The sequence below is a fragment of the Microbacterium sp. CH-015 genome, from assembly GCF_049707015.1.
Lineage (GTDB): Bacteria > Actinomycetota > Actinomycetes > Actinomycetales > Microbacteriaceae > Microbacterium > Microbacterium aurum.
In genome coordinates, this window is sequence record NZ_JBNAFJ010000001.1 from 167,373 (window position 1) to 187,999 (window position 20,627).

The 20,627-nt window shown below is 71.1% G+C and carries 18 protein-coding genes and 1 riboswitch; of the genes, 8 read left to right on the forward strand and 10 right to left on the reverse strand.

What is annotated here, in order from left to right; translation table 11 throughout:
• Positions 1 to 147: 147 nt before the first annotated feature.
• Complete coding sequence (locus ACPYN4_RS00790) at positions 148 to 1,959, forward strand: ABC transporter ATP-binding protein (RefSeq protein WP_424445350.1); 1,812 nt, start codon at positions 148 to 150, stop codon at positions 1,957 to 1,959.
• On the forward strand, positions 1,956 to 3,773 hold the full coding sequence (locus tag ACPYN4_RS00795; RefSeq protein WP_424445351.1) for an ABC transporter ATP-binding protein: 1,818 nt from the start codon (positions 1,956 to 1,958) through the stop codon (positions 3,771 to 3,773). Before ACPYN4_RS00790 ends, ACPYN4_RS00795 begins: the two co-directional genes overlap by 4 nt.
• A gap of 45 nt (positions 3,774 to 3,818) precedes the next feature.
• Here ACPYN4_RS00795 and ACPYN4_RS00800 read toward each other — a convergent pair whose 3' ends face one another.
• Together ACPYN4_RS00800 and ACPYN4_RS00805 are read right to left on the reverse strand one after the other, a co-directional pair.
• Positions 3,819 to 4,271, reverse strand: coding sequence for a GNAT family N-acetyltransferase (locus tag ACPYN4_RS00800; RefSeq protein WP_281652128.1), 453 nt, complete (start codon positions 4,269 to 4,271; stop codon positions 3,819 to 3,821).
• A 237-nt stretch (positions 4,272 to 4,508) separates the two neighbouring features.
• Entirely contained in the window at positions 4,509 to 5,441 is a 933-nt protein-coding gene (locus tag ACPYN4_RS00805) for an N-acetylglucosamine kinase (RefSeq protein ID WP_424445352.1), read from the reverse strand.
• Positions 5,442 to 5,712: 271 nt separating this feature from the next.
• Here ACPYN4_RS00805 and ACPYN4_RS00810 point away from each other — a divergent pair, with 271 nt between their 5' ends.
• Complete coding sequence (locus tag ACPYN4_RS00810; RefSeq protein WP_424445353.1) at positions 5,713 to 7,929, forward strand: NADP-dependent isocitrate dehydrogenase; 2,217 nt, start codon at positions 5,713 to 5,715, stop codon at positions 7,927 to 7,929.
• Between the two features lie 91 nt (positions 7,930 to 8,020).
• On the opposite strand, the gene ACPYN4_RS00815 is transcribed toward ACPYN4_RS00810, so the two are convergent.
• Both ACPYN4_RS00815 and ACPYN4_RS00820 read right to left on the reverse strand, forming a co-directional pair.
• On the reverse strand, positions 8,021 to 9,547 hold the full coding sequence (locus tag ACPYN4_RS00815) for a L,D-transpeptidase family protein (RefSeq protein ID WP_424445354.1): 1,527 nt from the start codon (positions 9,545 to 9,547) through the stop codon (positions 8,021 to 8,023).
• 64 nt (positions 9,548 to 9,611) lie between these two features.
• Complete coding sequence (locus ACPYN4_RS00820; RefSeq protein WP_239279805.1) at positions 9,612 to 10,037, reverse strand: hypothetical protein; 426 nt, start codon at positions 10,035 to 10,037, stop codon at positions 9,612 to 9,614.
• 97 nt (positions 10,038 to 10,134) lie between these two features.
• On the opposite strand from ACPYN4_RS00820, the gene ACPYN4_RS00825 reads away from it, so the two are divergent.
• The 3 genes from ACPYN4_RS00825 (at position 10,135) to ACPYN4_RS00835 (ending at position 12,384) form a co-directional block, all read left to right on the forward strand.
• Entirely contained in the window at positions 10,135 to 11,271 is a 1,137-nt protein-coding gene (locus ACPYN4_RS00825; protein WP_315549476.1) for an ROK family transcriptional regulator, read from the forward strand.
• A 176-nt stretch (positions 11,272 to 11,447) separates the two neighbouring features.
• A complete protein-coding gene (locus ACPYN4_RS00830; RefSeq protein WP_424445355.1) occupies positions 11,448 to 11,612 on the forward strand; it encodes a hypothetical protein in 165 nt (54 codons plus the stop codon).
• Complete coding sequence (locus tag ACPYN4_RS00835) at positions 11,605 to 12,384, forward strand: glucosamine-6-phosphate deaminase (protein WP_076691512.1); 780 nt, start codon at positions 11,605 to 11,607, stop codon at positions 12,382 to 12,384. The genes ACPYN4_RS00830 and ACPYN4_RS00835 overlap by 8 nt, the downstream gene beginning before the upstream one ends.
• Before the next feature lie 270 nt (positions 12,385 to 12,654).
• On the opposite strand, the gene ACPYN4_RS00840 is transcribed toward ACPYN4_RS00835, so the two are convergent.
• The 6 genes from ACPYN4_RS00840 to ACPYN4_RS00865 all read right to left on the reverse strand — a co-directional run bounded on the left by ACPYN4_RS00840 (position 12,655) and on the right by ACPYN4_RS00865 (position 17,898).
• Positions 12,655 to 14,016: an FAD-binding oxidoreductase gene (locus tag ACPYN4_RS00840; RefSeq protein WP_424445356.1), complete on the reverse strand. Its 1,362-nt coding sequence runs from the start codon at positions 14,014 to 14,016 to the stop codon at positions 12,655 to 12,657.
• A complete protein-coding gene (locus ACPYN4_RS00845; RefSeq protein ID WP_424445357.1) occupies positions 14,013 to 14,432 on the reverse strand; it encodes a YrdB family protein in 420 nt (139 codons plus the stop codon). The genes ACPYN4_RS00840 and ACPYN4_RS00845 overlap by 4 nt, the downstream gene beginning before the upstream one ends.
• A 65-nt stretch (positions 14,433 to 14,497) precedes the next feature.
• The gene (locus tag ACPYN4_RS00850) at positions 14,498 to 14,749 is read right to left on the reverse strand and encodes a hypothetical protein (RefSeq protein ID WP_239279800.1); all 252 of its coding nucleotides are present in this window, start codon (positions 14,747 to 14,749) and stop codon (positions 14,498 to 14,500) included.
• A gap of 65 nt (positions 14,750 to 14,814) precedes the next feature.
• The gene (locus ACPYN4_RS00855; protein WP_424445358.1) at positions 14,815 to 15,057 is read right to left on the reverse strand and encodes a hypothetical protein; all 243 of its coding nucleotides are present in this window, start codon (positions 15,055 to 15,057) and stop codon (positions 14,815 to 14,817) included.
• A gap of 117 nt (positions 15,058 to 15,174) precedes the next feature.
• The gene (gene nagA, locus ACPYN4_RS00860; protein ID WP_424445359.1) at positions 15,175 to 16,311 is read right to left on the reverse strand and encodes an N-acetylglucosamine-6-phosphate deacetylase; all 1,137 of its coding nucleotides are present in this window, start codon (positions 16,309 to 16,311) and stop codon (positions 15,175 to 15,177) included.
• 12 nt (positions 16,312 to 16,323) lie between these two features.
• A complete protein-coding gene (locus ACPYN4_RS00865) occupies positions 16,324 to 17,898 on the reverse strand; it encodes a family 20 glycosylhydrolase (RefSeq protein ID WP_424445360.1) in 1,575 nt (524 codons plus the stop codon).
• Positions 17,899 to 17,955: 57 nt separating this feature from the next.
• Positions 17,956 to 18,038, forward strand: a riboswitch (ZMP/ZTP riboswitch).
• Positions 18,039 to 18,094: 56 nt separating this feature from the next.
• Between ACPYN4_RS00865 and glyA the strand changes: the two genes are divergently transcribed.
• Both glyA and ACPYN4_RS00875 read left to right on the forward strand, forming a co-directional pair.
• The gene (gene glyA / locus ACPYN4_RS00870) at positions 18,095 to 19,402 is read left to right on the forward strand and encodes a serine hydroxymethyltransferase (protein ID WP_287271953.1); all 1,308 of its coding nucleotides are present in this window, start codon (positions 18,095 to 18,097) and stop codon (positions 19,400 to 19,402) included.
• Positions 19,403 to 19,553: 151 nt separating this feature from the next.
• Positions 19,554 to 20,435, forward strand: a complete 882-nt coding sequence (locus ACPYN4_RS00875) for a bifunctional methylenetetrahydrofolate dehydrogenase/methenyltetrahydrofolate cyclohydrolase (RefSeq protein WP_239279795.1) — start codon at positions 19,554 to 19,556, stop codon at positions 20,433 to 20,435.
• The last annotated feature ends 192 nt before the right edge of the window (positions 20,436 to 20,627 follow it).

Below are 20,627 nucleotides of genomic sequence, written 5' to 3' on the forward strand. Positions count from 1 at the left end.
CTCGCGTCCTCCTTCGGCGGAATCGTCCCGCCGCTCGTCGCGTTCTCCCCGCCAGGGCCAGCTTCGTCCTGCGGCGCCTCCGCGCGCCTTCTGTCACCTCCGCCGGCTCTGTGACCCCGGCATCCGCACCACCCCTTCGCAAGGATCATGACCTCTTCCACCGAGAGACTCTCCACCCCCCGGGCGCTGGCCCGGCTCTACCCGTTCGCCAAACCGGTGCTGCCACGTCTCGTCATGGGCGCCGCGAGCGCGCTCGTCGCGAGCCTGCTCGCGCTGTCCATCCCCCTCGTGCTCGAGGTGCTCGTCGAGGGACCGATCGCCTCCGGCGACCAGATCCAGCTCGTCTGGGGCGCCGGCGCCATTCTCGTGCTGGGCCTGCTCGAAGCGGCGATGGTGTGGCTGCGCCGCTGGTTCGTGCTCGCGCCGTCCACCGCCGTGGAGTACGACCTGCGCACCGGCTTCTACAAGATGCTGCAGCGTCTGCCGGTCGCCTTCCACGACCGTTGGCAGTCCGGGCAGCTTCTCAGCCGCATGATGCAGGACATCAGCATGCTGCGGCGGTGGATGGCCTTCGGCATCGTGCTGCTGGTGGTGAACATGCTGACGATCCTCGTCGGCATGGCACTGCTGTTCCGCTGGCACTGGGCCCTCGGGGTGACGTTCCTCATCGTCTGCGCGCCGCTGTGGTACGCCGGCTACCGGTTCGAGAAGACGTATGGCACGCTTGCGCGGCAGAGCCAGGACCAGGCCGGCGACCTCGCCACCAGCGTGGAGGAGTCGGTCCACGGCATCCGCGTGCTCAAGGCCTTCGGTCGCGGCTCGCACGCCCTGCACAAGTTCACCCGGCAGGCCGAGACGCTGCGCGAGACCGAGCTGAACAAGGCGCGCGCGGTCGGCTGGATCTGGTTCTGGCTCGTGCTGCTGCCCGACATCGCCTTCGCGCTGTGCTTGGGCGTCGGCATCGTGCTGCAGCAGCTGGGGCAGCTGCAGCTGGCCGAGCTCGTCGCGTTCTTCGCGATGGCGACGGTGCTGCGCTGGCCGATGGAATCGATCGGCTTCCTGTTCTCATTCCTCCTCGACGCGCGGACGGCCACCGACCGCATCTTCGAGGTGTTCGACGAGCAGAACACCATCACCGACCCCGCGGAACCCGCCACGATCACCGCGCCCCGCGGTGCGCTGCGTTTCGAAAACGTCCACTTCCGTTATCAGGATGCCGCGGACAGCGAGCGCGACCTGCTGGACGGCATCGACCTCGACCTCATCCCCGGCGAGACGATGGCCCTGGTGGGACTGACCGGGTCGGGCAAGACCACGCTGACGACGCTGCCGGGGCGGCTGTACGACGTCACCGGCGGGCGGGTCACGATCGACGGCGTCGACGTGCGTGACCTGACGCTCCGGGAGCTGCGCACGCACGTCGGCATGGCCTTCGAGGACTCGACGCTGTTCTCGCAGTCCGTCCGCGAGAACGTGCTGCTCGGCCGCGAGGACCTCGTGCTCGGCAGCCCCGAGGCCGAGGCGGTGCTGCGCGAGGCGCTCGCCGTGGCGCAGGCCGGGTTCGTCGACGACCTGCCCGACGGGGTCGACACGATCATCGGTGAAGAGGGACTCTCGCTCTCCGGCGGCCAGCGCCAGCGTCTCGCGCTGGCGCGCGCCGTCGCGGCCCGGCCCGCCGTGCTCGTGCTCGACGACCCGCTGTCGGCGCTCGACGTCGACACCGAGGCGCTCGTCGAGGACGCGCTGCGGGAGGTCATGGCCGACACGACCACGCTCGTGATCGCGCACCGCCCCTCGACCGTCATGCTCGCCGACCGCGTCGCGCTGCTTGAGGCCGGCCGCGTGACCGCCGTGGGCACCCACGCCGAGCTGCTGCGCACCAGCGAGCACTACCGCTACGTCATCTCCAGCCTCGAGTTCGAACAGGCCCGCCAGCAGGCCACGGAGGTCAATCTATGAGCACCGCAACGGTCGCCGGGACCACCGGCGAAGACCGCTCGGACTACACCCGCGAGGAGTCGCGGTCGATCCGGCGCCGTTCGCTGCGCCTGCTCGGCTCGCTCGTCGCGCCGCTGCGCTGGCAGCTCGCGCTCGCCGCGCTCGTGCTGGTGATCTCGACGGCGCTGCGCGTGGCCGGGCCGGCGCTGATCGCGTACGGAATCAACACGGCGCTGCCGCAGGTGGTCAGCGACGCGAACTGGATGCCGACGATCATGATCGTCGCGGTCTACCTCGTCGCCGGCATCGGCGGCGCCGCGCTCATCGGCTGGTACGCCGTCGTCGCGGCGCGCCTCACGCAGGCGGTCATGATCGACCTCCGCAAGCGCATCTTCCTGCATACGCAGCGGCTCAGCCTCGAGTTCCACGAGTCGTACACGTCGGGTCGCATCATTTCGCGGCAGACGAGCGATTTGGATTCCATCCGGGAGTTGCTCGACGGCGGCCTGAACGAGCTGGTCTCCGGCATCCTGTACGGCGCCTTCACCCTCGTCGCACTGCTGCTGATCGACTGGCGCTCCGGCCTCGTGCTGGCCGTTGCGGGCGTGCCGCTGTACTTCCTGATGCGGTGGTTCTACCGCAACTCGCAGCGCGCGTACCGGGAGTCGCGGGTGGTCTCGGCGAAGGTCATCGTGAAGTTCGTCGAGACGATGACCGGCATCCGCGCCGTCAAGGCGTTCCGCAAGGAGCCGCGCAACGACGAGGAGTTCGGCGACCTGTCGGGGAAGTACCGCGATGTGAACATGCGCTCGCTGCGCCTGTTCGGCACGTTCGAGCCCGGCATGATGGCCGTCTCGGCGTTCGCCGTGGCGGCGGTGCTGCTGTGGGGCGGCCTGCGCATCGAGGCGGGCGTGTACGAGATCGGCACGCTGCTGGCCGCCGTGCTCTACGTGCGGAACTTCTTCTCGCCGCTGCAGGAGGTGGCGATGTTCCTGAACTCCTACCAGTCGGCCACGGCGGCGCTCGAGAAAGTGTCGGGCGTGCTGGAGGAGGAGCCCACGGTGCCCGACCCGGCGAAGCCGGTGGACCTGTGGGAGGCGCGGGGGCACGTCGAGTTCCGCGACGTCGTGTTCGGGTACTCCGACGACCGCACGATCCTGCCGCACTTCTCGCTCGATATCCCCGCCGGTCAGACGGTCGCCCTCGTGGGCACGACCGGTGCCGGAAAGTCGACGCTCGCCAAGCTCGTGTCGCGGTTCTACGACCCGTCGCGCGGTGCGGTGACGCTCGACGGGGTCGACCTGCGGTCGCTGCACCCGAAGGACCTCCGCCGCGCGATCGTCATGGTCACGCAGGAGGCGTACCTGTTCAGCGGCACCGTTGCCGACAACATCGCGCTCGGCAAGCCCGACGCGACGCTCGAGGAGATCAAGGCGGCCGCGCGCGCGGTCGGTGCCGACGGGTTCATCGAGCGCCTGCCCGACGGGTACGCCACCGACGTCAACAAGCGCGGCGGCCGCGTGTCGGCGGGACAGCGCCAGCTGATCTCCTTCGCGCGCGCCTTCCTCGCCGACCCGGCCGTGCTGATCCTCGACGAGGCGACCGCGTCGCTCGACATCCCCAGCGAGCGGCAGATCCAGAACGCGCTGCAGACCCTGCTCGCCGACCGGACCGCGATCATCATCGCGCACCGCCTGTCGACGGTCGCGATCGCCGATCGCGTGCTCGTCATGGAGCACGGTGAGATCATCGAGGACGACGCGCCCGATGTCCTGATCGCCGGCACCGGCAAGTTCGCCAAGCTCCACGCCGCCTGGCGGGAGTCGCTGGTGTGATGACGGATGCCGGGGCGCGCGCCCCGGCATCCGCTCACCCCATCGCTACAGGCGGATCTCGGCGACGACCTCGCCGTACTCGGTCTCGTCGACCGGCTCGAAGCCCACGCGGGAAAAGAACGCCTCGGGGCCGCCCTCGCCTGCTTCGTAGATCACGTTGACCCGGTCCATGCCGCGGGCGCGAGCCTCTTCGATCAGCTTCTCCACGGCGAAGCGGCCGACGCCGCGACCCTGGTCGTCGGCGTCGACGTTGATCCGCCACAGCACCGAGCGGAACCGTTCCTGCTCCGCCTCGGGATCGAAGTTCGCGCTGACGAATCCGACGACCTCATCGCCGTCGAGCACGACCCGCTGCCAGGCGGTCGCGGGATTGATGACGGCCCCGGCGACGGCGTAGCTGGTCGGGGCGATGAACTGCTCCTGCCCTGGTTTCAGCGACAGCGCGTTGACGGCGACAATGGTCGCGGCAGACAGTTCCACCAGGCGCAGTTCGGTCATGACGACAGGGTATCGGTAGCCGTCGCACCCCGGCATCCGACTTTCGTCAGGAATATTCGCCTCGGTGCGCGCGGTGGGGTGCGGGCGGTAGCGGGTGCGCGGCGGCGTCCGGGGTTCATCCGTCGCAGATGGCGCTGTCGCGGGGGTTTCGCCGCAGTTTGCGCCGGTTGAGTGGGCGCCAGGCGCCAGGCGCACCGCGGCGCACGCCCGTTGTCGAGCGCGTCGGGCGCCCCGCGGTCAGGCTGAGCCTGCGCGCTGCACCACCGCCGTCAGGGGGTGGGCCGGCGAAAGATCGGCCAGCGCCACAGCGCCGTCGATCCCCAAGCCGCGTGCGGGGACGATCTCGACGTCGTCGCCGGTTGATCCATCGGTGAGGGCGTCCTCGAACGCGGTCTGCAGGGACCGCGAACGAAACACGCCGCCCAGCGCGCAGACGGCGAACCGCTCGTCGTCGTCGCGTACTCGGGCGATCGCCGCCCGCACACTCCTCGCGAGCTCGGTCGCCGCGGCCTGCGTGATGCGCAGGGCGACCGCGTCGCCGTCGTCGGCGGCGCGGGCGACGGGCGTGGCGAACGAGGCGACGATGCGTACGCGTTCCTCCTCCGCCTGGAGTGCCATGTACGCCTGGGACAGGTCGGGCCAGCGCTCGCGCACGGCGTCGGTGAGCACCGTCGCCGGACCGCGGCCGTCGTACGCGCGCATCACCGCGTCCAGCGCCTCCCGGCCGATCCAGTACCCGCTACCCGCATCGCCCATGATGTAGCCCCAGCCGTCGACGCGCGCGGTCGCCCGGGGGCCGACGGCGAGAGTGACGACGCCGGTGCCGGCGGCCACGACCGCCCCGTGCCGGTCACCGAGCGCACCGAGGAACGAGGTCGTGGAGTCGTGAGCGAGGATCGCGCCGCGGATGCCGGTGTCCGCGACGAGTGCCAGCAGCGCGTCGGCGTCGGCGTCACGCGCGGTGAGCCCGGAGACGCCCGCCGTGACCAGCGCGGGCGTGGCCCGGGTCTGGGTGAGCGAGGCGCGGGCGACGTCCGCGAGCTGGGGGAGCAGCGGCCGGTGTGTCTCGATGCCGGGGAAGACGAGCTCGTCCTGGACACTCGGGGTGTCCAGACGCACCCTGATGCCGGTCTGGCCGGCGTCGATGGCGAGCACGCTCCTGGTGGTCATGACGGTTCCTTCCTGCTCAGCGCAGTATAGGTCGTGCGGAGTGGGCGGCCCGGGTGCTGCGCGAGACGGCACGTCGATGACGAGACGGCGTGCGCCACGTCCCGTCTCGGCACGAATGTTCCGTCTCGCGGATGCCGGGGCGCGCGGGATGCCGGGGCGCGCGGGCGCGAAGATATCTTGACGTCGAGATACTTTCGCGTGGTGCGGTAGGCTGAATTCGACCCCGCGACGCTCGAAAAGACCCCGCGACGCTCGAAAAGAGAGATCATCCGTGCCTGAGTCCACCATCATCTACACCCACACCGACGAGGCTCCCGCGCTGGCGACGGCGTCGTTCCTGCCGATCGTGAAAGCCTTCGCCGGGCAGGCGGGCGTCGAGATCGACACCCGCGACATCTCCCTCGCCGGCCGCATCCTCGCGGCGTTCCCGCAGCGCCTCACCCCCGAGCAGCAGGTCGGCGACGCCCTCGCCGAGCTCGGCGGGCTCGCGACGCTCCCCGAGGCGAACATCATCAAGCTGCCGAACATCTCGGCATCCATCCCCCAGCTGAAGGCCGCGATCGCGGAACTCCAGTCGCAGGGCTACGACATCCCCGACTACCCCGACGACGCGTCGACGGTCGAGGAGAAGGACATCCGCGCCCGCTACGACCGCATCAAGGGGTCGGCGGTGAACCCGGTGCTGCGCGAGGGTAACAGCGACCGCCGCGCGCCGCTCGCGGTGAAGAACTACGCCAAGAAGCACCCGCACCGCAACAAGGCGTTCGCGGCCGGCTCGAAGACGCGCGTCGCGACGATGGGTCATGACGACTTCAAGAGCAACGAGAAGAGCTGGATCGCCGCGCACGACGACGTCCTCACGATCCGTCACACCGCGACCGACGGCACCGTCACGGTGCTCAAGGAGGGCCTCAAGGTCCTGCCGCGCGAGGTCATCGACGCGACGTTCCTCTCCGCGAAGGCGCTCGACGCGTTCCTGGCCGACACGATCGCCCAGGCCAAGGCCGAGAACGTCCTGTACTCGGTGCATCTGAAGGCCACCATGATGAAGGTGTCCGACCCGATCATCTTCGGTCACGTCGTGCGCGCGTTCTTCGCCGACGTCTTCGACACCTACGGCGCGCAGCTGACCGCGGCGGGACTGAACGGCAACAACGGCCTCGGCGCGATCCTCGCCGGTCTCGGCGAACTCGCGGACGGCGAGGCGATCTCGGCGAAGATCGCCCAGGACCTCGAGAACGGTCCCCGCCTCAGTTACGTCAACAGCGACAAGGGCATCACGAACCTGCACGTGCCGAGCGACGTCATCGTGGATGCCTCGATGCCCGCGCTCATCCGCAACGGCGGCAAGCTGTGGGGCAAGGACGGCGGCGAGGACGACACGATCGCCGTCATCCCCGACTCGTCGTACGCCGGCGTCTACCAGGCCGTGATCGACGACGTCATCGCGAACGGACCGCTCGACCCTGCGACAATCGGCACCGTGCCCAACGTCGGCCTCATGGCGCAGGCCGCCGAGGAGTACGGCAGCCACGACAAGACGTTCGAGATCCCCGCCGACGGCGTCGTCGAGGTGCTCGACTCCGACGGCACGGTGCTCATCGAGCACCGTGTCGAGCAGGGCGACATCTGGCGCGCGACGCAGACCAAGCACATCGCGATCATGGACTGGGTGCGCCTCGCGGTCACCCGCGCGCGGGCGACCGGCGTCCCCGCCGTCTTCTGGCTCGACGTCAACCGTGCCCACGACGCGCAGCTCATCGGCAAGGTGCACCAGGCACTCGCGACGCTCGACACCCACGACATCACGATCGTGATCCTCCCGCCGGCCGAAGCCACGACGTACACGCTCGCGCGTCTGCGCCGCGGCGAAGACACCATCTCGGTCACCGGAAACGTGCTGCGCGACTACCTCACCGACTTGTTCCCGATCCTCGAGGTCGGCACGTCGGCGAAGATGCTCTCCATCGTGCCGCTCCTCGCCGGCGGCGGCCTGTTCGAGACCGGTGCGGGCGGGTCCGCCCCGAAGCACGTGCAGCAGCTGCTCGAGGAGGACTACCTCCGCTGGGATTCCCTGGGCGAGTTCTTCGCGCTGGCGGCATCCTTCGAGCACTTCGCGGAGTTCACCGGCAACGCGAAGGCGAAGATCCTCGCCGACACGTTGGATGCCGCGACCGGCACGTTCCTCGAAGAGGACCGCTCGCCGGGCCGCGCGCTCGGCACGATCGACAACCGGGGCAGCCACTTCTACCTCGGTCTGTACTGGGCGCAGGAGCTCGCGCGCCAGACGGCGGACGCCGAGCTGGCCGCGGCCTTCGCGCCGATCGCGCAGCAGCTGGCGGATGCCGAGGCCACCATCGTCGCGGAGCTCAACGGCGTCCAGGGCCACCCCGTCGACATCGGCGGGTATTACCACCCCGACGAGGCGAAGGTCGCGGCCGTCATGCGCCCGTCGGCGACGCTCAACGCGGTGATCGACGCCCTCTGAGGCGAGAATGACGAGCGGCGGATGCCTCGGCATCCGCCGCTTCGTCGTTACCTACTCAGATGCGTGGTAGGCGAGCACAACGGATGCAGTTTCAGTAGTGCACCCAAACGTCCACGCCCTGAGGAGCCCACTCGTAGATCTGCTCAGCGCGGAACTCGGGCATTCCCACGCAACCCGCGCTCATCTGGTTGCCCCAGTTGGAGTGCCAGTAGACGCCGTGGAACGCTTGGTCGCCATTGAAGTACATCGCCCAGAGGACGTCTTCCTGCACGTATGGCTTCCCAGAGTCGGGCGCGATGCCCGTCATGGTTTGGCTCGGTGTCTTCCAACCGATGTTGTAGTGGCCAGTCTCAGTTTCGGCGCCCTTGCGGCCAGTCGAGACGTACCAGGAGTCGAGAACGACGCCGTTTTCTTTGACGTACATCCGTTGCTCACTGAGGTTGACTTCAAGCAGCCGCTCCAGCTTGACCATCGTCGCGGGCGTAATCGTCACAGGTAGCGCGAACGCGCTATTGCCTTCGGCGAGCTGGGCGGCGAAATCAGAGGCAACCGAGGATGTGTCTCCGAGCGTGCGGCCGTCCTGACCGGGGGCAGCGGTGCCGAGTTCGCTTCCGGCGGAGTTCACGATCACGCCGCCGTTGACCGGCGGCCGGTTCACCGCGGCGGCGAGGGCATCGATGGAGGGCTGGATCTTCGCCGGGTCGGCGGTGACGGTGAAGGCTCCGGATGCGTCGGAGGTCACCGTCAGCCAGCCCGCCGCGGTCGCGGCGTCGACCGGAACGGTGCGCTCGTCGCCCACGTAGAAGCCGATGTTCGCGAGCATCGCGTTCGCCTGGTCGGCGGCGGCCTGCGCCTTCTCGGTCGTCGCCGGGGAGGCGACCGGGCTCGAGGTGAGGTCGATCGTGGCCGAGGTCTTGCCCGCGACGAAGGCGTCGTGGAGGGCGGCGGTGACGGCGTCGACATCGATGCCCGTGCCGTCGACGGCGGGGGTCACGACGAACGCGGTGCCGTCGAACGAGACGGCGGCCGGCGTCGGATCGGTGAAGGCGGCGGGCACGGCGGCGCGCAGCGCGGCCGTGGCGGCGTCGGCGTCGAGGGTGATCGGCGCGTCGACGGCGTCGCCGAACCACTGCGTGACGTTCCACATCGGCCGCTCGTCGAATGCGGCCGATGCCAGCGCGGCCGCGTCGACCGTGGCGCCGAGGTCGGCGCCGGTGACCGTCGGGCCCCCGTCGCCGAGGACGAGGGATGTGGATGCCAGGCGCTGATCGATCGCGTCGGTCGCCGCCCCCGGAGTCATGAAGCCCACAGGCACGCCGGCGACGGCCGTCCCGGGCGCGATCAGCACGAGCGAAGCCGCGACGGCACCGGCGGCCACGAGCGCGACCGGTGCGCCGATCCACAGCCAGAGCCGCTTCTTCTTGGGCGCGGGCTCGGCCGGAGCCCATTGCACGGGCGCGGCGCCGTCGCCGGAGCTCTCCGGCGTCAGCGCGCCGGGTGCGGCGGGTGCGTCCGGGTGATCGAGCACGGCCGTTGCGGCCGTCGTTGCGGTGGTGTCGGCGAACGCCGAGGGCCCCGCCCCACCGTCGGCTTCGTTCTTCGTGGCGAGATCGGTCACCGCGACACCCCCGTGTTCTGCGCTCCCGCGCCCCTCAATGGTACGGGATCGGCGCCGATCGTTGTCACGGTGTGGTACAGAGCTCGGCGAAGCGGGTGAAGCCGTCCTGGATGTCGGTGGTGATCTGCTGCAGTTTCGGCAGCTGTGAGAGGTCGCCGCCGGCGATGGCGGTGAGGGTCTCGGATGCCGCGGCGAACCCCTGCTGCAGCTCGGGGAGGAGCGCGGCGACATCCGCGTTGCCGACCGCTCCCGCGGCGGCGCCGAGTCGGTCGGCGACGCCCGACAGCGCCGTCACCGCCGCCTGGGGATCGCCGGGGTCGATGGCCCGCAGCTGGGTGACGGCGTCATCCACGCCGGCGCGGACGGTGTCGCATGCCTCGGCGACGGTCTGGGTGTCCGAAGAGGTGGGGGAGGGCGACGGCTCCGGCGTCGATCCCGCGCACGCCCCGAGGGCAAGGGTGGCGGTGAACAGGGCCGCGACGGCCGGCATCCGTACGGATTTCGCGAATGTAACGATTTTGTAAACGCTCCTGCCAAATACGCTGCACGGCTTGCAGTCCGTTTGTTCGTAAGGTCTACTAACAAATATGTCGAGATCGGATCTGCAGCGCAGCGGACGCGGGATGCGCCACGCCGCGAAGGTGTTGCCCGAGCACGCGCGGGCGCACAACCGATCGCTCGTGCTGCAGACCCTCTTCCACCAGGGTGCCATGTCGCGCGCGGACCTGTCGCGCGAGACCGGCCTGACGCGCGTGACCATCTCCGACCTCGTCGCAGAGCTCATCGACGACGGCTACGTCGCCGAGCGCGGCCTGCGCGAGGTGACGGGACCCGGCAAGCCCGCCATCCTCGTCGATCTCGACCGGGAAGGCCACCGCATCGTCGGGCTCGACCTCTCGGGCACCGAACGCTTCCTCGGCGCCGTGCTCACCCTCGACGGCGAGATCGTCGCCCGCCACGACGCGCCGGTGCCCGCCGACACCGCCGACATCCTCGAAGCGGTCGTGGAACTGGCATCCCGCCTGGTCGCCGACGCCCACGCGCCGGTCCTCGGCATCGGCGTCGGAACGCCGGGTGTCGTCGACGATCACGGCGTCGTGCTCACGGCGCCGAACTTCGGCTGGACCGACGTCGACCTCGAGGGGGCGCTGCGCGCCCGGCTGGATCTGCCGGTCCTCGTCGCCAACGACGCCAATGCGGCGGTGCTGGCCGAGTACACCTTCGGCGGCGCCGCCGCCGACGTCCTCGTGGTGCGCGTCGGCCGCGGCGTCGGCTCGGGCCTGCTCGCGGGCGGTCAGCCCCTGCGCGGCAGCCGCTTCGCGGCCGGGGAGATCGGCCACGTCACCGTCGGCACCGACGGGGGACCGGTCTGCGTCTGCGGCAAGATCGGCTGCCTGGAGGCGTGGCTGTCCGTGCCCGCCCTCGAGGCGCGCCTGGCCGAGTCCGGCGCCGACCGCGACGCCATCCTCCGCGATGCCGGCGATCGCCTCGGCATCGCCCTCGCGCCGGTCGTCGGCGCCCTCGACCTGTCGGAGATCGTGCTCTCCGGCATCCCTGATCTTCTCGACGGGACCCTCGCTCAGGCGACCGTCGAGACGCTGCGTGCCCGCACGCTCGCCCAGTTCCATGACGGCGTGCAGGTGCGAATGACGACGCAAGGCGAGGACATCGTCCTCCGCGGCGCGGCCGTCATGGTCCTGTCAGGACAGCTCGGGGTGTCCTGACACCCCTCATCCCCCGGATGGGTCACCCGGCCCCGGGAATCGCCAAGAGAGACAAAGGAAGACACCATGAACAAGAAGCTCGGAGCCCTCGCGCTCCTCGGCGCTTCGGCTGCGACGTCGATTCCGTCCTGCTGGGGGGAGGCGTCGCGGCCCTCGGCGACCGTATGCTGGGCCCCGTGGTGACCGAGCTCGAGGCCAGCGCAGCCGCATGGCCGTTCCTGCGCTCGCTGCGCCTGCCCGAGCGCGTCGATCTGCTGCCGCCGGGATCGCCCGCGGCGGCGCTGGGCGCCGCGATCGTCGGCGCCGACACGAACGCGCAGGAGGCTGTCGTCCATGGCTGAGATCGTGATCGTCCCGTCCGCTGCGGCGGCGGGGGAGCTCGTCGCCGAAGAGATCGTGAAGCTCATCACCGCACGCCCCGATGCCGTGCTGGGACTGGCGACCGGGTCGACGCCGCTGCCGGTGTACGAGGCCCTGCGCCCTCGCCTGGCCGGGGTCGACGTGTCGCGGGTGCGCGGGTTCGCACTCGACGAGTACGTCGGCATCGACCCGCACCACCCGGAGAGCTACCGGTCGGTCATCACGAAGGAGGTCGTGGAACCGCTGGGGCTCGACCCCGAACGCATCCACACCCCCAACGGCGCGCTCGAGACGATCTCGCACGCCGGCGAGGACTACGAACGGGCGATCGCGGATGCCGGGGGCATCGACCTGCAGATCCTCGGGATCGGCACCTCCGGCCACATCGGCTTCAATGAGCCGGGATCGTCGTTCGCCTCGCGCACCCGCGTGAAGACGCTCATCGAGCAGACCCGGCAGGACAACGCGCGCTTCTTCGACTCCGTCGACGAGGTGCCGATGCACTGCATCACGCAGGGCCTCGGCACGATCCTCGAGGCGAGGCACCTGTTCCTGCTGGCGTTCGGCGAGGGCAAAGCCGCCGCCGTCGCGGGTGCCGTCGAGGGTCCCGTGACGTCTTCGCTGCCGGGATCGGCGATCCAGCTGCATCCGCACACCACCGTCGTCGTCGACGAGGCCGCCGCCTCGCAGCTGGCCCACGCCGACTACTACCGCTACGCGTTCGCGAACAAACCCGCCTGGCAGGGCCTGTAAGCGCGCCGCCCGGACGCGGTGTCGGCGCCGCCGGTGTCGGCGCCGCCGGTGGCGGTGCCGCCCGTCTCGAAAGCAGGCTGGATCGACGCGGGCGGCCGTGTTCGGGGCCGCTGGGGCCGGTTCAGCCTGCTTTCGGCACGTCGGGACGTTCTGCCCGGGTCGCGTCTGGGGCCGTTCCGCCGGGGTCGCGCCGGGACGTCCTGCCCGGGTCGCGCCGGACGGCCTGCCCGGGTCGCGCCGGACGGCCTGCCCGGGTCGCGTCGGGGCCGTTCAGCGGTCGAAGACCTTGCCCGGGTTCAGGATGCCGGCGGGGTCGAACACGCGCGTGATCTGACGCTGCAGCTCCCACTGATCGTCGCCGAGCTCGTCGCGCAGCCAGCGGCGCTTGAGCACGCCGACGCCGTGCTCGCCGGTGAGGGTGCCGCCGAGCCGCAGCGCGGCGCGGAAGAGGTCATCGGCCGCGGCCCAGATCCCCGGCGGCACCTCGGTGCCGGAGAACACGAAGTTCGGATGCAGATTGCCGTCGCCGGCGTGACACACGGTGGGGATGCGCACGCCGTGCTCGCGCTCGACGCGGGCGATCTCGTCGAACATCGCGGGCAGGGCGCTGCGCGGCACCGAGACGTCCTCGATGAGGGTCGTCCCGAGGGTCTCCATCGCGGGGTGCATCGACCGGCGGATGCGCCACAGCAGTTCCGCCTCCGCGTCGTCGGCGGCCAGGCGCACGGTTCCGCCGGCGGCGGCGAGCGTCGCCGCGATCGCCTCCGCCTCGGCATCCGCCGCGGCGCCGTCGGTCTGCACGGTCAGCTGCGCGCGCCCCGGTGCCGCCTGTTCCAGACCCAGCAGCGCGTGGACAGCCGCGAGCGACGCGGCATCCATCAGCTCCATGATCGCCGGCTGGACGCCCGACGCCGTGACGGCGGCCGCGCCCGCGGCGGCCGCCCGCACGTCGGGGAAGGTCGCGGTCAGCGTGCGCGCGTGGCCGGGGACGAGGCGACGCAGCTTGAGTGTGGCCGCGACGACGACGCCGAGCGTCCCCTCCGAGCCGATGACGAGCGACGTGAGGTCGAGGCCGGTGACGCCCTTGACGCTGCGATGCCCGAGGTGCAGCAGCCGCCCGTCGGCGAGCACGAGGTCGACGCCGAGCACCGCGTCGCGGACGACGCCGTACTTCGCGCACAGCAGCCCGCCGGCGCCGGTGGCGATGTTGCCGCCGACGGTGGAGATGTCGCGGCTGGCCGGGTCGGGCGCCCACCACAGGCCGTGCGCGGCGAGGGCGGCATTGAGGTCCGCGTTGAGGATGCCCGGCTCGACGACGGCGAGCAGGTCGTCGGGGCGGACCTCGAGGATGCGGGTCATTGCGCGCACCGACAGGACGATCTCGCCCGTGCCGGCGTTGGCTGCCCCCGCGAGGCCCGTGCCGGCGCCCCGCACCACGACGGGCGTCGCGGTCGCGGTGGCGATGCGCATCGTGGCCTGCACGTCGTCGACGGATGCCGCGTGCACGACGGCCAGTGGGGTTCCGGCGGCGGCGTGCCCGGACTTGTCGGCGCGCGCCCGCTCCAGCAGGTCGGGATCGGTGTCGACGCGATCTCCGAGCTGAGCGCGGAGCGCGGCGACGACGTCGGTCATGCCAGGCGTCGGCGGCCGGCGACGAGGCCCACGGTGACGGCGACGACGGCGTAGGCCAGGCCGATCCACGCGTTGCCGCTCGTCCACCAGACGATCGTCGCGGCGGCGTAGACGAGCAGTTCGACGAGCGCCCGCACGAACGGGTGCACCGCGATGACCGCGCGCGGCGACACGAACAGCGCCCAGAGGAGGATCGCGATCACCGGGGCGCCGATGCCGACCGCGATGTTCCAGGGGAACGGCCACGCCGTGAACCCCCACACTGCGAGCGTGCCGAACGCGAACAGCTCGCACAGGAACGCCAGCACGTCGACGGCGTCGAGCGCGGGACGCGTGCCGGCGGGGAATCCCGGGGACGCGTCAGCGGCACGGGGCGCCTCGGGCGCGGTCGGTCGGACGTGCGGCAGTTCGGACATGAGCCCAGTTTACGCGGCGCCGTTCGGTGCCGACGGGGCGAGAGCGGCGGACTGCGGGGGAGAAGTCAGGCGCGACGGCGGCGACGCGATGCCTTCTCCGTCTCGGCGGGGGCGATCGCCGAGGCGGCGGGGGCGTCCGCACTGACGCCGGAGTGCAGGTGCAACTGTGCGATGGACTCCCGCGCGAGCGCCATGTCGACCTCGAGCTCGGCGTACTCGTAGGAGAAGCCGTTCTCGTCGACCATCGAGACCTTGACGAGCGCCTTGCCGCGACCGGGCAGTCTCGTCGATGTCCGTGTGAGGAAGCCGTGCGCCATGGAACTCAGCGTAGAGGTCGACACGGACATCGGCTGGGCGCGACGTGCTCTGGACACGATGCCCGTCACCAGATCCGTGTCGTGTCCCCGGCGGGCGCGTCGTCGATGAGGTACGCGACGTGCGCGCGCCCCAGGAGGTAGTCGGTCGCGGGCACCGTGAACTGCACCGCCACCGTCCCGTCCGCGCCGACGACCGCGCGGGCGAGGTCGCGCGAGGTCCCGATGAGCGGACTGAGCGGGGAGAAAGTGACGACCAGGCTCCGGCCCGGCTCGCCGGTGACCGTGACGGTCGTGGCGACGGCGTCCAACGACGCATCGATGTCCGGTGCCCCGGCAGGGCGGCAGCGCGGGGGCGCTGCCGCCCTCCGTTCACCTCGCGAGAGTCCACGGCGTCGGCGGTGGCGCGCGTGTGACGCGATCGCCCCTCAGACGCGGATGCCGTCGACCCAGACCCCCGCGACCGTCAGCGCGTCATCCAGCAGCACGGCGTCGGCGGCGGCGCCCGGGCGGAGCGAGCCGTATCGCCCCTCGACGCCGATCGCGCGCGCGGGCACGGTCGTGAGCGCCGCGACGGCGGCAGGCAGCGGCAGGCCGCCCGCCACGACGAGCCGGAGGGCGGCATCCTGCGTGAGGGTCGAGCCGGCGATCGCGCCGCCGACGTCGAGGCGCGCGGCGCCGTCGATCACGGTCACGGCGAGGCCGCCGAGCTCGTAGTGGCCGTCGGCGGCACCGGCGGCGGCCATCGCGTCGGTGATCAGCGCGATGCGGCCCGGCGCCTGCGCGAACGCCAACGCGATCACATGCGGATGCACGTGGAACCCGTCGGCGATCACCTCGAGCGTGACCCGATCGTCGCGCGTCGCCGCGACGATCGGCCCCGGCGCGCGGTGGTGGATGCCGGGCATCGCGTTGAACGCGTGGGTGAGCAGCGTCGCGCCCGCATCGAAGGCGGCCGCGGCCTCGTCCTCGGTCGCGGCGGTGTGGCCGACCGCGACGGCGACCCCGGCGGCGACGAACTGCGCCGTGGCCGCAAGGCCGCCCGGCAGCTCGGGGGCGAGGGTCACCTGGCGCACCGTGCCGCGGCCCGCATCGACCAGGCGCGCGATGCTCTCGGCATCCGGCGCCCGCAGCAGCCCCTCGGTGTGCGCGCCCTTGTGCCCGGCGTCGAGGAATGGACCCTCCAGGTGCGAGCCGAGGATCGTCGCGTCGCGCTCAGCGAGATCGGCGATCACCCCCACCCGCGCGGCGAGATCGTCGATCGACGCCGTCACCAGCGACAGCACGGCGCGGGTCGTGCCGTGCGCCCGGTGGACGGCGCGGGCCGTCGCGATCGCCTCGGCGCCGTCGTCGAACGCGGCGCCGCCGCCGCCGTGACCGTGGATGTCGACGAACCCTGGGGTCAGGTACGCGCCGCCGCCGTCGACGGTCTCGGCCACCGGCATCTCGCGCCACGACGCACCGGTCCCGCGGGCGAGCACGACGCCGTCGGCGAACGCGACCCAGGCGTCGTCGGTGACGATGCCGTCATCGACGAGACGCAGCGAATGCAGGACGGTGGTCATGCACGGATCCTGTCAGTCTTCGCGGGCCCAGTCGATCCCCGGCAGGGCGGCGAATCGGATGCCGGAACGCGCCCAGAGCGGAGCGAGGGCGCCCACGCGGGTGCGGAACGATTCCCACGTGCGCTCGCTGTTGGAGCCGGCGGCCGGCGACCAGGCGGCCTCCGCCGCAGCACCGATCCGCGGAAAGGCGAGCGCGTCGATGTCGTCCAGGGTGCGCACCATCTCGGTCCACATCGGCGCCTCGACGCCGAGGATGTCGGCATCCGTCACGCCCTCGATCACCGCCGCAGGGTCCCACGCGTACGCGCGCTCGGCGCTCGTGACGCCGCGCGCCCACGTGAGCCCCAGCGGGGAGTCGGCGTCGAACTTCATGTCGAGGTAGATCGCGTCGGCGGGCGACATGATCAGCCGGCCGCCGCCGCGGACGAAGCCGCGTGCCTTCTCGTCCATGCCGTCGGTGGGGGCGACGTAGCCCCAGTACTGGCCGATCGTGCCGGGCGCGAGCCCCGACGCGGTGCCGGCCTCGTGCCACGCGACGGGAGTCTTGCCGAGGTCGGCGACCATCGCGGTGACCCGGGCGACGAAGGTGTCGTAATCCGCGGCATCCGTCCCCAGCGCCTCGTCACCGCCGATGTGCAGGTACGGGCCGGGGGAGAGCTCGGCGAGCTCGCCGAGGACATCGGCGAGGAACGCGTAGGTCGCCTCGTCGTGGATCTTCAGCGACGAGAATCCCACGGCCATGCCGTCGTAGGCGGTGCCGTTCTCGGGCATGCCCCCGCCGTAGTCGCGCACCGTGTCGCGGATGTGATCGCTGATCACGGGTTGTTCGGACAGCTCCGGATACGCGAGCGAGACGGCGTGGGTGTGGCCGGGCAGGTCGATCTCGGGCACGACGGTCATGTGGTGCGCCGCCGCGTACGCGACGATCTCGCGGAAGTCGTCCTGTGTGTAGAAGCCGCCGGGGTCGCCGCCGACGGACGTCGCGGCGGCGTGGGCGGTGAGCTCCGGTCGCGACCGCAGCTGCAGCCGCCACCCCTGGTCGTCGGTGAGGTGCAGGTGCAGATGGTTGAACTTCAGGCTCGACGCACGATCGATGTAAGCGGTGACGGTGGCGACCGGGTGGAAGTGGCGGGCGACGTCCAGCATCACGCCGCGGTAGGCGAAGCGGGGGGCGTCGTCGATGACGACGGCGGGGATCTCCCAGCCGTCGCCGGCGGGCCGGATCAGCTGCACGAGGGTGTGGACGCCGTAGAACAGTCCCGCGGGATCGGCACCGGTGACGGCGGCCGACGTGCCGTCGACCGCGATGCGGTACGACTCCGGCGCGCCACCGGGGACGACGGCGAGGGTGATGGCGGGGGTGCTGTGGCTAACTCCTTCGATCCGAGCACGGGAAGCGATTTCTGAGCCGTTTTCGCCAGCTTTCGCGTCAGATCCGTGGAGTTCGATACCGGTTCGCGTGGCGACCAGGGCTCGAAGCAGGTCGGCGTCGGGGCCGGAGACCGTGGTGGCGGGCGTCAGGGGAAGTCCGGGGGCATCGGCGACCACGACGGAAGCGGGCAGCGGGACGAGGGCGTGGACGCTCAAGTTAGGACTCCTAACAAACCGGGTGCGGCCAGCCTATCAGCGCCCGATCCGCTATGCTCGCAGGGTCGCGACTGGCGTTGAGGTGGGTCACCACCGGGGAGCGACCACATGGCAATCGACCGTTCGCCTGGGTCGGCCGTGGTTTCACCGCCGCGCGCGGGAACCCGTAACCACTGCACCAGCCGGAGGAGCCGCCATGACCGACCCGTACTTCAACGCCCCGCTCGCCGAGGTCGACCCCGAGATCGCACAGGTGCTCGAGCGTGAGCTCGAGCGGCAGCGCGGCTACCTCGAGATGATCGCCTCCGAGAACTTCGTGCCTGTCTCGGTGCTGCAGTCGCAGGGCTCGGTGCTGACGAACAAGTACGCCGAGGGCTACCCGGGTCGCCGCTACTACGGCGGCTGCGAAGAGGTCGACGTCGCCGAGGAGCTGGCGATCGAGCGGGCGAAGGCGCTGTTCGGGGCGGAGTTCGCGAACGTGCAGCCGCACTCCGGGGCATCCGCCAACGCCGCCGTCCTGCACGCGATCGCGCGCCCCGGCGACACGCTCCTGGGCCTCTCGCTCGACCAGGGCGGGCACCTCACGCACGGCATGAAGATCAACTTCTCCGGCCGGCTGTACAACATCGTCGCGTACGGCGTCGACCCGGAGACCTCGATCATCGACATGGACGAGGTCGAGCGCCTCGCCGTCGAGCACAGCCCCAAGGTCATCATCGCGGGCTGGTCGGCGTACCCGCGTCAGCTCGACTTCGCGCGCTTCCGCGAGATCGCCGACAAGGTCGGCGCGCTGCTGTGGGTCGACATGGCGCACTTCGCGGGTCTCGTCGCGGCGGGCCTGCACCCGAGCCCCGTGCCGCACGCGCATGTCGTCTCGTCGACCGTGCACAAGACGATCGGCGGCCCGCGTTCGGGCTTCATCTTGACCAACGACGCCGACATCGCGAAGAAGATCAACTCCGCCGTCTTCCCCGGGCAGCAGGGCGGCCCGCTCATGCACGTGATCGCCGCGAAGGCGACGGCGTTCAAGCTCGCCGCGACGCCGGAGTTCCGCGAGCGCCAGGAGCGCGTCGTGCGCGGCGCGGCGATCCTCGCCGACCGGCTGTCGCAGCAGGACGTGAAGGATGCCGGAATCAGCGTGCGCTCCGGGGGCACCGACGTGCACCTCGTGCTCGTCGACCTGCGTGACGCGGCGATCGATGGCAAGCAGGCCGAGGACCTGCTGCACGAGATCCACATCACGGTGAACCGCAACGCCGTCCCGAACGACCCGCGCCCGCCGATGGTGACGTCGGGCCTGCGCATCGGCACGCCGGCGCTTGCGACCCGCGGCTTCGGCGACGCGGAGTTCACCGAGGTCGCCGACATCATCGCGCTCGCGCTCGTGGGCGGCGGGGCGGGTGTGGACGACGGCGGGGCCGCGGGTGCCGACCTCGAGGCGCTGCGCGCCCGCGTCGCCGCGCTGACCGCGGCCTTCCCCCTCTACCCCAATCTTCAGCAGTAGCGCCCGCCCCGCAGCATCCGCTGCCCTCTCCTCGACCGCGAGAGAACAACGGCGCGCCGAGGGTACGGGTAACACCCGTTCTCTGGGCGCCGAGTTGTTCTCTCGCGGATCCGGCGGGGCGATCCGACGACAATCCATTCCGGGAGGAACCATGACGGCACAGAGGCTCGACGGCAGGGCCGCCGCGGCGGAGATCAAGAACGAGCTGCGCGAGCGCGTCGCGGCGCTGAAGGCGCGGGGCATCACCCCCGGGATCGCGACCGTGCTGGTGGGTGCCGACCCGGCATCCCAGCTGTACGTCGGCATGAAGCACCGCGAGTCCGAGGCCATCGGGATGAACTCGATCCAGCGGGAGCTGCCGGCCGATGCCACGCAGGCGGAGGTCGAGGCGCTGATCGACGAGCTCAACGCCGACCCGGCCTGCCACGGCTACATCGTGCAGCTGCCGCTGCCGCGCCACCTGGACACCGATGCGATCCTCGAGCGGATCGACCCGGCGAAGGATGCCGACGGCCTGCACCCGACGAACCTCGGACGCCTCGTGCTGAACGTGAACGGGCCGATCACGACGCCGCTGCCGTGCACGCCGCGGGGTGTCATCGAGCTGCTGCTCCGCAACGACTACGACCTGAAGGGCAAGGATGTCGTCGTCGTCGGCCGCGGCGTCACGATCGGCCGTTCGATCGGGCTGCTGCTCACGCGCCGGGAGATCAACGCGACGGTGACCCTCACCCACACCGGGACGACCGACCTGGCGCACCACCTGCGGCAGGCCGACGTGATCGTCGCCGCGGCGGGCGTCAAGCACATCGTGCAGGCGGCGGACGTGAAGCCCGGCGCGGCCGTGCTCGACGTCGGCGTGACCCGCGAGACCGACCCCGAGACCGGCAAGAGCAAGGTATACGGCGACGTCGCGCCGGATGTCGCGGAGGTCGCCGGGTTCGTGTCACCGAACCCCGGCGGCGTCGGCCCGATGACGGTCGCCCTGCTGATGACCAACGTCGTGGAGGCCGCGGAGCGCTCCCTGTCCTGACGGCGTCGTTTCGTCTCGCTTCGCTCGCTCAACGACCGGTGGGCGCCGCTGGCGAACCGGTGGCTGACGGCGTCGTTTCGTCTCGCGTCGCTCGCTCAACGACCGGTGGGCGCCGCTGGCGAACCGGTGGCCGACGGCGTCGTTTCGTCTCGCTTCGCTCGCTCAACGACCGGTGGGCGGCCGACCGGCGGG